We start from the raw sequence: 12731 nt of genomic DNA, 5'->3' as shown, positions 1-12731 counted from the left end.
TCATCTCACCCGAAATATGTTCCATGGTGAATGGAACTACAGGATTGATCCACGTCCAATCGTCGGTTGATTGTTACACTTATTAATTAACGATTCCTTAATTTCTTATTCTGATAATCTCATTTTCAATAAGCATGCGGACAAGTGCCAATGAAACTCCCCGAGATTGACAGAGAGACTCTATTTCTTGGCGGGATAACGTACAAAATCAGCTTCAGCTAATAATGCTTACCTGGTCTTTACGCTCAATAGTCACAATCTGGTTTTATACTGTGGCTGTTCGCCAAAAATTCTTGCTTATATCGTTCAAATTGCTTTGACTCGATAGCTGCCCTGATCTCAGCCATGAGCTGTTGATAATAGTGGAGATTATGCAGCGTATTCAATCGTGCGCCGAGGTTCTCGTTTGTTCTTTGCAAGTGGTGAAGGTAAGCCCGTGTGAAGTGACGGCAGGTATAACAAGCGCATTGCTCATCTGGTGGGGCGGTGTCCAAGCGGTAGCGACTATTTCTCAGTTTGATGATGCCGGCTCGTGTATATAACCATCCGTTGCGCCCGTTACGTGTGGGTAAAACACAATCAAACATATCGATACCGTGTGAGATGGCAAACACGATATCTTGTGGTGTTCCTACCCCCATCAGATAGCGTGGTTTATCAGAAGGTAACTGGGGGGCGGTATGTTTGAGTATGCGTTGCATATCCTGCTTGGGTTCGCCTACCGACAACCCTCCGATAGCGTAACCATCAAACCCGATTTGTTGCAGGCCAGCGAGAGACTGATCACGAAGATGCTCGTGCATGCCGCCCTGCACTATGCCAAAAAGTGCATTTGAATTGGCTTCATGTGCGCGCCTGGACCGCTCCGCCCAACGGAGGCTAAGCTCCATAGAAGCTTTTGCGATCGATATGTCGACAGGATAGGGCGTGCACTCGTCGAAGATCATAACGATGTCGGATCCAAGGGTTTTCTGGATACGCATGGATTCTTCGGGTGTCAATAAACACTTATCGCCATTGACTGGTGAACGGAACACAACTCCGTGCTCGTCGATTTTACGCAGTTTGCCGAGACTAAAGACTTGGAAGCCACCGGAATCGGTAAGAATCGGACCATTCCATCCCATAAAACGATGCAGACCTCCATGCGCCTCGATGACATCTAGGCCAGGCCGTAGCCATAAATGGAAAGTATTGCTCAGAATGATATCTGCATGGATTTCTCTTAGCTCTGCCGGGGAAAGGGTTTTGACGGCGCCATAAGTACCTACCGGCATAAAAGCCGGTGTCTCAACAGTGCCGTGAGCAAGTGTGAGTGTGGCTCGTCTCGCGCCCCCATCAACCTGATGTAGTTCGAATCTCATGTTTTCTTTTCGATCAGCATGGCATCGCCATAACTGAAGAAGCGATAGCGCTGTGCGACGGCATGTTGATAGGCGTGACGAATATTTTCTATTCCTGCAAAGGCGGATACCATCATTAACAACGTAGAGCGAGGCAGGTGAAAATTGGTGAGCAAGCGATCGACAATATGAAAATGGAAGCCGGGGGTAATGAAGAGATTGGTTTCACCATAGCCCGCTATTAGTTCCCCTTCATGTTTATGGGCGCACGCTTCCAGGGCGCGGAGGGAGGTGCTGCCCACTGCGAGCACGCGCCCACCTGCATGCTTTGCATCATTGATCGCGTCGATTGTTTCTGCCGGTATGTGATAAATTTCTGTATGCATCTGATGATCCAAAATGTTTTCTACTCGGACAGGTTGAAAAGTGCCTGCTCCGACATGTAGGGTGACATAGCGGGTGGTGACACCCATGGCCTGCAAATTCTTGAGCATGGCATCATCGAAATGCAAGCCTGCTGTAGGCGCGGCAACGGCGCCAGGTGCTTTTGCAAAAACGGTTTGATAGCGATCCTCGTCGAGATGTGTTGCTTCCCGTTCAATATAGGGTGGTAGGGGAAGGCGGCCATACTGCTCCAACAATTCGATGACAGCCTGCTCATGTGCTAGCTGCAGTATATAGAAGTTGTCAGCATGTTCCTGCACCGTAGCGCTGATATTGTTCTCTAGCAATAGCCTGGATCCAGTTTTAGGGGCATGACTCGCCCGTATCATCGCCTGAACATGATGATCATCAAGCACCCTTTCAACTAAAACTTCGATCTTGCCACCAGTTTCCTTGACGCCTTCCAACCGTGCCTTGATGACGCGCGTATCGTTCAGAACGACAACATCGCCTTTACGTAGATATTGCGGTAAATCACGAAACAAGGCATCTTTGAAAGAATCGCGTCTGCTATCCAAGTAGAGCATGCGACTATCCGTTCGTTGCTTAGGTGGGAATTGCGCGATTAAGTCATTGGGCAGAAAATAATCGAAATCCTGGATTTTCATGCCGCGTATTATACCAATGCGTCTGGTTTCATGCTTTCTGTCGGCATATATTTTGCATCGAAAGAACGAGAAGGTGCGTGTTTCTGATGGCAGAATGCAGGACAAGGTTGCCGTGCCCGCTATTTTCAGTAATAATTGCGCCTCGCTCAACTAAAATTAATAACAAGAAGAGCTGCCGGGATGGCGGAATTGGTAGACGCACGGGACTCAAAATCCCGCGAAGGTGACTTCATGGGGGTTCGATTCCCCCTCCCGGCACCAATCCCCAAGATTTACAAAAATATTAAATATTTTATTTTTGCGGAACGTTCCGCAAAAATTCATTTAGTCGGTTTTACCTTTTCCCTTTTCTGCTGCTCCGCCACTCCTTATAAAAAGGGATCGTCAATACTCAAGAACTCTTGAACTTGCGAACAATCGTTCCAATCGTCGTTGGGTGCAATTGATAAAATACCCCTATTTCTCGCTGGCTGTATGTGCCTGTTTTGTAAGCAGCAATAATGGCTTCGTTACGATCTTTGTATTGTGCCGCAATCTCAACCAAGGGTTTTGCAATTGGCCGCTTTTGTTGCCTGGGGATGTTGATATCGTCTTTATCTTTACCAATTCTTTTCTGTAATTCAGCAACGAAGGCTTCATCCCCTAAATAAATTTGGCCCTTTAAATTCGACCAGATTTCAGGTTGATGCTGCACGCCATCCAGCACAAATTGCCGGTATCGTTTCATTGCGATTTTTTTTCGCTTACCGAATAAAGATAGTATCCAGTCCGTTGTGAGCCATTCGGGTTTTGACGCATCACCTACCATCGCCAGATAACTGCTCCACGGCCAGTCTTCAAGCCGATCGATCAACCCTTTGGCTCTGAGCGGATTCAAAACGACATAGCGGGAAAGCTCGAGTAAGTAACGATCTTTATCCACCAGAATAGCTTTATATCGTCCTTGAAAAAGATGGCCACTTCGCCCATGCCGACGATTGGACGCCTGCGTATAAACGCCATTGAGCTGCCGCATGCCCTTTGACAAATTACCTTCAAGTGTTTCAATGATGAGATGATAATGGTTATCCATCAGACAATAACCATGGCACAGCCAATTGTAATCAGTCACAACCATTCCTAAGATCTCTAAAAACTTTAAGCGATCATCATCGTCTTCATAAATATTTTCGCGACGATCGCCACGCGATGTGACGTGATAAAGTGCATTTGGAAATTCTAAACGAAGTGGTCTTGACATAGGTTGTAGCGCAACTTACACCAAAATATCATTCTTAGGCTTAAGGGCTTCAGGACGGTCTGGGTCGTTGATCAGTTCAAGCAGATTGATTTCGATGTTACGCGAAATGGTAGTCAAGGGTAGATCATTCGGTTGCAAGCCAAACGGATTTTCAATTTCATCGCCAATCGCATCGAGTTCAAAGAAGGCATACGAAATCATCAATACAACGAATGGTGTCAGTATACCAATCGATTCAACTAGACCGAATGGCAAAAGCAAACAGTAAGTCGCGACAATGCGGTGGATCAATACAGAATAGCTGAATGGTATGGGCGTATTTTTGATGCGTTCACAGGCACCGAGGATATTGCAAAGTTCATTTAGCTGTGCTTCCATGAATGGATAGCTAAATTGATTCAACCAGTGCTGATTGCGTGCGAATGCAAGATCACGCCCTAATTGTTGCAAAATAGTAAGTGGTCGGTGGGTGGATTGAACAACTTCGTTCAAATCCTTTGGTGATAGAAACTTTTTTATTTCCTCTACGGGATCTTCATTTCGCAAGTGACAGCGTAGTGCATGCACAAATGCAATGACCCGTTTGACGAAAGCTTCTCTTAAACGTTGTAGCTCCCCACTACTTTGCGCAGAATCCAGCATAAAGCAAGCTTGGCGTGTCAAGCTGCGGGAGGTGTTGACTAGGGCGCCCCAAAGTTTGCGGCCTTCCCAAAACTTATCGTACGAGGCATTGTTGCGAAAGCCAAGGAACACACCCAGTGCAACGCCAATCAGCAAAAAAGGCGTCGTAGTGAGTGTATACGCTTGAATATTGTAATACAGCTCAACAAAGGTGATGATTATCGCAGCCACCGTCACAGTGAGAATCCGCGGCCATGTTTCCATGATACTGCTTCCCCGCAAGTGAAAAAGCAGCCGTACCCATGAAACTTTTTCTTTTACAATCACTTTAGCGATATTCCCTTATAGATAAGACGCTCCAATTTCTTGCTCACTGCAAGCAATGGCACTGCCAATTGTGATCAGCAGCATTTTGTCCAGGGCTATCTGAAATCTAAAGCTGATCATCACCGATTTCATGCATGGTTTCGGTGAAACCTGCATGAATTTGCATGATAAAGTGTATCCAGAAATTCTAAACGGACTGGTCTTGAATGGGGTGGATTATACACATGTTTTTCATTATTCTGGACCTGACCCCGAATACACTGATGAAATGTGTAGATCTAGTGTTCAAATCCATATTATTCACTACCTATTATGGGTTTAGTGGGGAGAAACTGATGAAAAAAATGAAGCAGCTTTTATCTCTAGCTTTAATTCTAGCAATAGCGCCTAATACTTTGTTTGCCTCACCAACTGATCTTGGCTATAGGTTTGCACACAAAACTAACATAGTTTTTAGAAATCTTGCGCCAACTTATAATGATGCATACACCCCAGCAGCTGTAGATTACGGCACAGCAGGTTTTACCTTCGTTGCCGGACCAAGTCACTTAGACCCTCCTTATTCCAAAAATGTAGCCTTCCATGAAGCCAATTGGGGTTGGACAACTTTGAGGGCATTATCTCTAGCCTATAACTCGAATGGCGACATATGCATAACGGAATCAGGTGTATGGACTGGTCACTGTAATAAAACGACCAAGAAAGCTGACTTCGGTTATATAAAGATCAACAATGCATATACAGGCATATCTGCTTTCCCCAATCCTCCAACCTTAGCCAATAAGAATTTTCTTATTCGACATGAGTTTGGACATACATTAGGTTTGGGTCACGCTGTTGTTTGTAACAACGCTAACACCATTATGGTGCCAGCGGTTAATTGCTCGCCTTTGTATACTACCCTACAGACATCAGACTTCACTGTACTCGGTGCATGGTACCCCTAAGAATGGCGATCTATCTCGATATAAATAGTATTTCTGCTATTAATCTTCGGAGGAAATAAATAATGAAAAAAGCACGCCATCTTTTATATGTACTCATATTTCTATTTTCTGGAACCGCTTTGTCTGGCATTGCTCTTCATAGCCCACCACCAGAAAACCTTGATGATCTTATAGAAAATTCAGTTATCATCGTTGTGGGTACATTCGGTGAAATTGCTGAATCTGGAAATTTCTATGGCTATGGAGACGATGCCGCATTGCTAGCCGAGAAAGATAAAGAAACCTTCTTTTCAATAGGACTGCCTAAGATTGATATTCCAATCTATATCAAAGAAGTGATCAAAGGTGATGATCTATTTTATGCAGGAGATCAATCAATGATCATTTTTAGATATTTTGAAAATTTGGAAAGTGCCACAAGTGAGGAAGCTATAAAGGATAGAGAGGGTGAAAAGCTCTTCTTCCTGGGTAGAAATCCGGATAATGAAACATATGGGATCGGTACCATAGCAAGCTTGATACATTTGGATGATCCAGAAAGTGGAGGTTTGACATATACCGAACCATATGGTGTTACCTTGAGAGGTGAAAGGATAAAAGTCCCATATATTTCTGGATCAGCATCAGCTCAAGAACTTTTAACTGAAATCAGGAATCGCGTGATCAATTGAAAACTTGGTAAGTTCACAGTCTGGCACACATAAATGCGTGCCAAGGTCAGGTTATACAACCTCTTTTTTAAAATATAAAGTAGGCAACGTTATGTTTAAGTACTTCATTAAATTAGCGCTTCTAGTATTACTAATCTTGCCATTGGCTGCATTAGCCGAAGAAGAACGTGATCTAAGTTTCATCGATGGTATTTGGCAAAGCTATGGCCCAGTTCCTGGTGCAATAGAAGATGGAGTGATCGAACCATTAAACAGGTATTACTCACTCCATTACGATAAAAATAGTCAAACGTTGGTGTTTGTGGATCTACCAACAATAGATGAGCAAGATATTCCAGTCCTAATGGCTAGCTTTATAGGAAAAGAGGAAAAAGATCCAGGAAGTGGGACAAAATATTTTGGATTAGATATGGTTGCTTATGATGAAGTTATCGGTACCAGTAAAGAATATCCTTATCATAGGCTTCATGTAATTTTTCATTCCGAAACAGAAGCTGAAGTGATAAGGTGGTCGCCACTAATCATGTTTGCTGATGGAAATTGGATTATGAGAAAGATTTTCAAGCATAAACATTGAAACCATATACTACCTTGAAGCATATTTTGTATCAAATCTGGGCTAAACATCCTTGGGACGCATACAAGATACATCCCTAACCTATTAACTCCATCCGCCCGCAACCCACCGGCGGTCTTCCTTCCGCCTTATTCCACCCCATGTCTTCCGCCATCATGGCGGCATGACACGACAAATCAAAAGTATCATCATTCACTGCACGGCCACACCGAACGGCAAGCATTTTTCTGTCAGCGACATCGACCGCTGGCACCATGAGCGTGGATTCAAGCGCTCTGCTGAATTCAGACAATGGCAAAACCCGGATCTTGCCGCCATCGGTTACCACTTCGTAATCTACACCAATGGCACAGTCGCCACCGGCCGTCACCTGGACGAGGTGGGTGCGCATGCGCAAGGCTATAACAGCAAGAGCCTGGGCATTTGTTTAATCGGCACAAACAAATTCACACTTGAGCAATGGGTAGCCTTACGGGACAACGTCTGCAAACTGCAAGAGCATGTCATGCTCTTGCAGGGCGATAGCCACCCGCCCATCGTGCTGGGCCATCGCGATCTGCCCAACGTCAAAAAAGCATGCCCAGGATTTTCGGTGACCAATTGGCTAGGTAACGATATGCAGCCGTTGCCCGCGCATGTTCTGGGTAATGAGGAGATTGCCGATGATGAATAAGCGCAATGCCTTGATTGGCCTATCCGCTGCCGCACTGGTAACGATTGCCGGGTTCGAGGGCTACCGTGGCAGTGCCTATGATGATGGCGTCGGGGTGCAGACTATCGGCTTTGGCACCACTGAAAACGTCAAAGCGGGCGACAAGATCACCCCCGAGCGGGCACTGGGATTGCTCTACCGCGATGCAAACGACATCGCGGCCCGGATAGCGGGCTGCGTCGGCGATGTGCCGGTCTATCCGCATGAAGCCGATGCATTCGTCAGCCTCGCCTACAACATCGGCGCAGCAGCCTTCTGCAAATCCACCCTGGTCAAGAAATTAAAGCAAACTCCGCCGGATTACGCCGGGGCGTGTGCTGAGATTCTGCGTTGGAACCGCGCTGGTGGGCGTGTCATGGCTGGACTTAAAAAGCGCCGCCAGCAGGAATATGAACTGTGCACGCAAGGCGGCGGCAAATGATTCCGTTGCTTTCACCCTGGTTCTGGTTAGTGGTTTTGCTTGGTGCACTCACGCTGCTTGGCATCGGCTACCAACACGGCCATGAAAATGGCAAGAACGGCTGTCTGGCCGATCAAGCCTCCACCCTCGAGGCCGCCATCAAACAAGCGCAAACCGAGGCCATCGCGCAGACTCGAGCCGAGCTGCAAGTCTCCCGTGAATTTGAAGCCACACGTGAACAGGTGCGCACCGTCTAGGAAGATAGGGGTCAGGTACAGAATAAAGAATTTTCTGATTTACCGTCAATCGTTTTCTTGGCTTAATATCGTATGCGCCAGTGCCTGATATCCTTTGTGTTTGTCCAGTCACAAAAGAGGGCGACAGCACTTTGGCCAGATAATAAATATCTTCTGGCATTGCCTGATCTGTAGCATTTGCGCCCGGCGTATTGTGCTGAAACGGAATAATCGGGTATCGATTTCTTTTTCGTGATGTTCGCACCTTCAGGTTGATATCGAGCATACGCTTCAGATCCTTGGGCAGGCGGCCTTGCTCGATTTCTTCCGCGTACTTGTAATCAGCCCACACCAGTGCTTCAAAGTCGTTGACCATCTGCCACTGTCGTCGCTTTGTAAGCAACTTTTTCTCCCCGCCATATTCAGGTGTGTTCAACCGATTCCAGCCAGTCGATTCTTGTTTGTTGGGCAACGGCATGAACCGCCTGATTGAGCAATGGGAATATCTCGGCAGTGATAATACCTTTGCTTGCAGCAATCACTCCTGATAAATCAACGCTAATCTGAACTCAGCCATTCGACAATCTCTTGAATGACTTTATTCTCAGTTCACGAGCCGATTGCGTCAAATAGAGGATTCTGCTAGTTTTTTTGCTACCAAAGCATTCAGGCTCAGTCCGGCGCGCGCAGCTTCAATGGCAAGAGCACGATGTAGCCGTTTATCGATGCGAATATTAAATTGTCCGCTGTATTTGCGTCGAGATGGTGCGGTAGGTATTTCCTCGCCATTGGCCAGGTAGCTCTCTTTAGCTAATTCCCACGCAACCTCAAGCTCTGCCAAAGCTTTTTCTGGAGAATCGGCAAAAGCCGAAATACTGGGCATTTCTTCAAGTCTTGCCAGCCAATCATCATCCTCATCTAAGAAAATTTCCACTGTGTAACCATCGAATTTATCGCTCAAATCTTTTCCTCCTGGTCATAAATTTTGAGAAATTGTTTTACCTGATAACCCTTTGCCTTTGGCCCGTTGGCTTGAAGGGGTAATCTTGCGCCCTTTGGCGATATCCATAATCTATGGCTTCCCGATTGGCGATCGAATTTCCATCCCAGTCGTGCGAGGGCGGCTTCAAAATCAGTAAAGCCGATCCCATTCGGGCTGTTGCGCAATTTCTCGATAAGTTTGTCTGCTTTGTTCATGGTGTAACTATATTCAGTTACAAGGAGTGGGTCAATATATTTCTCTGGCGTGTCGTGATGCCATGATTGCAGCATCATGAATGGATTCATTCAGCCCACTGCATTCGGTAATGCAATTCGTCTTCCGCTCAGTCCCGTTTTGGGCGCTAGCAAGTGGCGCGTGTTACGTAAAGAAAGCGATGATTTTTCAGGGCACGACGATCCTAATGCATACCTGGTTTATGAGGGTTATTTACAAAGGGTCGGAAGTCTAGATTTTATTTAAGGAATTTAAAACCATTTCCGATAATTAAATGAAATAAGAATTAAGAATAATTTATCAAGGAGAATTAAATATGGATCTGATTGATCAACTCAAAGAGCTTTCGCTTCGCATCAAGAAAATAAAGGATACGATACAAACAGAAGAAGCAACTAAAACCGCTCTCGTTATGCCTTTCATACAGATACTGGGCTACAACGTATTCGATCCCACAGAAGTGACTCCTGAATTGATCGCAGACGTTGGAACGAAAAAAGGAGAAAAAGTTGATTACGCCATTTTGATGAATGGCAAACCCATCATTTTGTTTGAATGCAAGAAAAGTGGCGGCGACTTGGGCATAAACCATGCATCCCAGTTGTTTCGTTATTTCCATGTTACCGAAGCACGATTTGCAGTGCTGACAAATGGTGTCACTTATCGCTTCTTTACTGATCTTGAGCAACCCAATCGAATGGATGAAAAACCATTTTTCGAATTCAATATTCTCGATTTCAAAGACCAGCATGTTGATGAGTTAAAGAAATTTACAAAATCAGCATTCGATGTCGAATTGATTTTGAACACTGCAAGCGACCTCAAATATACACGAGCAATTCGTAATGTTCTTGCTGATTGGATGGCGAATCCTTCTGAAGATTTTGTCAGAGTTGTGTGTGCCGAAGTTCTAAACGGCAAACGAATGACCCCAGCTATCAAAGAACAATTCACTCAAATCACCAAGAATGCCTTTCAACAATTTATTGGTGACAAAATCAACGAGAGATTGAAGATGGCGATGGAGCCTGACAGAGAATCTAAGGTTGATGAGTCGAATGCTACTGCAGAAGTAAGCGAAATCAATACCACCGCTGAAGAATTAGAAGCATTCCGTATCATTCGCGCGATACTGCGTGAAATTGTCGATCCAAAGAGAGTGGCTATGAGAGATGCAAAAAGCTACTGCGCAATTTTGTTCGATGATAATAACCGAAAACCTATTTGCCGCCTGAGATTTAACAATCCAGCAAGATTGACTATTGGTTTATTTGATGAAAAAGAAGAAAAAATAGTAACCATTAATGATCTTTCTGATATCTACCAATACGCAGATCAGCTTAAAAAAGCAGCTGCTATGTACATCAGACAGGGTGAGCCTCCGCTTCAGACTAGCGCAACCGCTTAGCCCGAAAATATGAGGTGTAACACGAATGCACTACGTCGCCGCGATACTGCCCTAGAGATTCCAAACTTACCGTGAATCAATTTGACAAAAATTAACCTATAGGTTAATAATCGCAAAATGAAATTAAAAATATTGGCGGAAGACCAATATATTATCTCAGCAATCATGTGCGATGATTGCTGTCCAATAGAAGATGCATTTACAAGAAGCGATTCAAATTATGAAAAGAACTACATCGGATTGCTTGATATGCTTGATAGAGCCGCAAAATGTGGTTTGCAATAATTTTCAAGCGAGCAATCGCATTTAATTAATTCTGACCCAAAGATATTTGAATTTATTCGTGGCAAGTTACGCCTGATTTATTTTCATGGTAAAGGAAATATGATTGTCGTATGCACTGAAATTATCGTAAAGAAAACACAAAAATCGAATAAAAAAGTCGTCAATAAAGCGATAAGTGCATACAAAGAATATTTTGAGTCTATAAAGAAAGACTCTTTGATAGAAGTGAGGGAGGATTAAAAATGAGAATGAGTAAATTCATGCGTGAGATATTGGATAAAGCAAAGAAAACCGATGAATTTTGGATGGACTCAGCGAAGCTTGATTTTGCTCTAGAACTTGAGCGCCAACGTAGAGCTTCTGGGAAAAGTTATAAAGATATAGCAAAAGCGCTCGATACCAGTGCCGCTTATGTTTCCAAGATCTTCCGTGGTGATGCCAATTTGACAATTGAAAGCATGGTTAAATTGTCTCGTAGCCTGGGATGCAACTTATATTTAAATCTAAAACAAATCAGCGAGGATAAAGAAACCATAAAAGTAATAGCTAATAAGCTAGCACAAGATGATATGCAAGGTCTCAAATTTGACGGCAATCAGTCGACTACCCGTGTTATGAATCGTCATAAAACAGCTTTGCACTTGCAAGATGCTGCCTAGTTTCATTCAACTTATAAAAATATGTTTCGTTGGCATTAAGGTATGGCCTCACGATCCAGACAGGCCAACAGTTCAAGATGCTACTTCGTTTGATTTTAATGGAGTTGAGATTCAAGAAGGATCAGAGACACATATATTAAATAATGACGAAGATCAGTCGTTTTATCGAGTAATACTTCGTGTCTCAATTGCAAATCGAGTTGGAAAAATTGCGCCCTACGATGTTGACGTATGTGTATATGGTGACTTCCATATCAATAAGAATGTTCCAATAGAGGAGCGTGAAGATCTTATTACCGTGAATGGCTGCTCTATGCTTTACGGCGCGATTCGCGAACAAGTAATGACTCTCTCAGCCAGATCTATTCATGGCATGTTAATTTTGCCAACTGTACATTTCAGAGACAAAATTAAAAAGAGAGAAGAACCACCTTCTCGAAAACAGCCTAAAACAAGGAAACCAAAAGCATCGGGATAGGGGCTCAGTATACCTGACCGAGCCCTTCCCACACCACCCAACATGTGGGTCCGCACTAGGCGGTTTGAGAAGTTGAGGTCATGAGAGACGAGGCAAACCAAGCTTATCGAAATAGGCAATGGTCAGCATCAAGATAGGGGTCACCCATTAGCCTGCCTCTGTCAATAATCTAAATAACACCCTGCCGCTAAACAGCATAAACAATTAACTGCTGATGATCAGACGCTAAGCGCAGTATTGCAGATTAGATTGCTTTACCATACCCATATCATGCAGATCAGTAGTAACTGTTACCTGTTAGAAGGAAAAATGACTGCGAGTGTTTTACCAACCGCTAATACAACAACAAACTAACCAATGAAAAAGTCAGGGATGGGTTAAGGAATTGTAAATAAATAACTGTAACAAATAAGTCGGAAAATAGTATAGTGTCTTCATGATAATTGAAGATGACATCATTGAGCCAATACGAATCAGATTTAATAAACTTGCATGGACATTGGATGAGCGCATGAGGCGGTTGTTTGCTGCCGCTGAGGCTTCGGCATTAGGGAGAGGC

Annotated in this window: 17 protein-coding genes, 1 tRNA gene and 1 pseudogene; 12 read left to right on the top strand and 7 right to left on the bottom strand. The window is 44.2% G+C overall.

The annotated features are described in order from the left end of the window. Window positions 1-245: 245 nt before the first annotated feature. Entirely contained in the window at window positions 246-1364 is a 1119-nt protein-coding gene (tgt, locus tag C8R30_RS14910; RefSeq protein ID WP_107790491.1) for a tRNA guanosine(34) transglycosylase Tgt, read from the bottom strand. Then, window positions 1361-2395: a tRNA preQ1(34) S-adenosylmethionine ribosyltransferase-isomerase QueA gene (queA, locus tag C8R30_RS14905; RefSeq protein ID WP_107790490.1), complete on the bottom strand. Its 1035-nt coding sequence runs from the start codon at window positions 2393-2395 to the stop codon at window positions 1361-1363. The genes tgt and queA overlap by 4 nt, the downstream gene beginning before the upstream one ends. A gap of 174 nt (window positions 2396-2569) precedes the next feature. Between queA and C8R30_RS14900 the strand changes: the two genes are divergently transcribed. Beyond that, window positions 2570-2656, top strand: a tRNA-Leu gene (locus C8R30_RS14900). A 130-nt stretch (window positions 2657-2786) separates the two neighbouring features. Here the strand turns inward: C8R30_RS14900 and C8R30_RS14895 are convergent. Beyond that, window positions 2787-3635, bottom strand: a complete 849-nt coding sequence (locus C8R30_RS14895; protein ID WP_107790489.1) for a transposase — start codon at window positions 3633-3635, stop codon at window positions 2787-2789. A gap of 15 nt (window positions 3636-3650) precedes the next feature. After that, window positions 3651-4583: a bestrophin family protein gene (locus C8R30_RS14890; RefSeq protein WP_090665518.1), complete on the bottom strand. Its 933-nt coding sequence runs from the start codon at window positions 4581-4583 to the stop codon at window positions 3651-3653. Window positions 4584-4918: 335 nt separating this feature from the next. On the opposite strand from C8R30_RS14890, the gene C8R30_RS14885 reads away from it, so the two are divergent. The 5 genes from C8R30_RS14885 (at window position 4919) to C8R30_RS14865 (ending at window position 7911) form a co-directional block, all read left to right on the top strand. After that, window positions 4919-5530, top strand: coding sequence for a matrixin family metalloprotease (locus tag C8R30_RS14885; RefSeq protein WP_143068186.1), 612 nt, complete (start codon window positions 4919-4921; stop codon window positions 5528-5530). A 62-nt stretch (window positions 5531-5592) separates the two neighbouring features. Then, window positions 5593-6201 (top strand): hypothetical protein, encoded by a 609-nt coding sequence (locus tag C8R30_RS14880; RefSeq protein ID WP_090665515.1) that lies wholly within the window; start codon window positions 5593-5595, stop codon window positions 6199-6201. Window positions 6202-6292: 91 nt separating this feature from the next. Beyond that, window positions 6293-6778 carry a hypothetical protein gene (locus C8R30_RS14875; protein WP_090665513.1) on the top strand — a complete coding sequence of 162 codons (486 nt, stop codon included), beginning with the start codon at window positions 6293-6295 and terminating at the stop codon, window positions 6776-6778. A 163-nt stretch (window positions 6779-6941) separates the two neighbouring features. Then, window positions 6942-7451 (top strand): N-acetylmuramoyl-L-alanine amidase, encoded by a 510-nt coding sequence (locus tag C8R30_RS14870; RefSeq protein ID WP_090665511.1) that lies wholly within the window; start codon window positions 6942-6944, stop codon window positions 7449-7451. Continuing rightward, the gene (locus C8R30_RS14865) at window positions 7441-7911 is read left to right on the top strand and encodes a lysozyme (protein ID WP_090665509.1); all 471 of its coding nucleotides are present in this window, start codon (window positions 7441-7443) and stop codon (window positions 7909-7911) included. Before C8R30_RS14870 ends, C8R30_RS14865 begins: the two co-directional genes overlap by 11 nt. A gap of 138 nt (window positions 7912-8049) precedes the next feature. On the opposite strand, the gene C8R30_RS15755 is transcribed toward C8R30_RS14865, so the two are convergent. From C8R30_RS15755 to C8R30_RS14850, 3 genes are all read right to left on the bottom strand, one after another. Then, on the bottom strand, window positions 8050-8604 hold the full coding sequence (locus C8R30_RS15755) for a hypothetical protein (RefSeq protein WP_146162705.1): 555 nt from the start codon (window positions 8602-8604) through the stop codon (window positions 8050-8052). A gap of 147 nt (window positions 8605-8751) precedes the next feature. Continuing rightward, a complete protein-coding gene (locus C8R30_RS14855; RefSeq protein WP_218143404.1) occupies window positions 8752-9087 on the bottom strand; it encodes a type II toxin-antitoxin system HicB family antitoxin in 336 nt (111 codons plus the stop codon). After that, window positions 9084-9401 (bottom strand): type II toxin-antitoxin system HicA family toxin, encoded by a 318-nt coding sequence (locus C8R30_RS14850; protein WP_218143403.1) that lies wholly within the window; start codon window positions 9399-9401, stop codon window positions 9084-9086. The genes C8R30_RS14855 and C8R30_RS14850 overlap by 4 nt, the downstream gene beginning before the upstream one ends. Here C8R30_RS14850 and C8R30_RS14845 point away from each other — a divergent pair. The 6 genes and pseudogenes from C8R30_RS14845 to C8R30_RS14825 form a co-directional block, all read left to right on the top strand. Then, entirely contained in the window at window positions 9400-9588 is a 189-nt protein-coding gene (locus tag C8R30_RS14845) for a hypothetical protein (protein ID WP_090665506.1), read from the top strand. The two genes, C8R30_RS14850 and C8R30_RS14845, sit on opposite strands and share 2 nt — an antisense overlap. Window positions 9589-9658: 70 nt before the next feature. After that, on the top strand, window positions 9659-10750 hold the full coding sequence (locus C8R30_RS14840; protein ID WP_107790488.1) for a type I restriction endonuclease: 1092 nt from the start codon (window positions 9659-9661) through the stop codon (window positions 10748-10750). Window positions 10751-10867: 117 nt separating this feature from the next. Further along, window positions 10868-11035 carry a hypothetical protein gene (locus tag C8R30_RS16250; protein ID WP_177182373.1) on the top strand — a complete coding sequence of 56 codons (168 nt, stop codon included), beginning with the start codon at window positions 10868-10870 and terminating at the stop codon, window positions 11033-11035. 242 nt (window positions 11036-11277) lie between these two features. Next, window positions 11278-11694 carry a helix-turn-helix domain-containing protein gene (locus C8R30_RS14835; RefSeq protein ID WP_107790487.1) on the top strand — a complete coding sequence of 139 codons (417 nt, stop codon included), beginning with the start codon at window positions 11278-11280 and terminating at the stop codon, window positions 11692-11694. Continuing rightward, a complete protein-coding gene (locus tag C8R30_RS14830) occupies window positions 11684-12172 on the top strand; it encodes a protein-export chaperone SecB (RefSeq protein WP_107790486.1) in 489 nt (162 codons plus the stop codon). The genes C8R30_RS14835 and C8R30_RS14830 overlap by 11 nt, the downstream gene beginning before the upstream one ends. 436 nt (window positions 12173-12608) lie before the next feature. Then, a pseudogene (locus C8R30_RS14825) lies at window positions 12609-12731 on the top strand (ISAzo13 family transposase); the annotation flags it as partial.

The organism is Nitrosomonas nitrosa (assembly GCF_003051105.1).
In the GTDB taxonomy this organism is placed as follows: Bacteria; Pseudomonadota; Gammaproteobacteria; order Burkholderiales; family Nitrosomonadaceae; genus Nitrosomonas; species Nitrosomonas nitrosa.
Note: the sequence above shows the minus strand (reverse complement) of the source record. Positions and strands in the feature narration are given on the sequence as shown.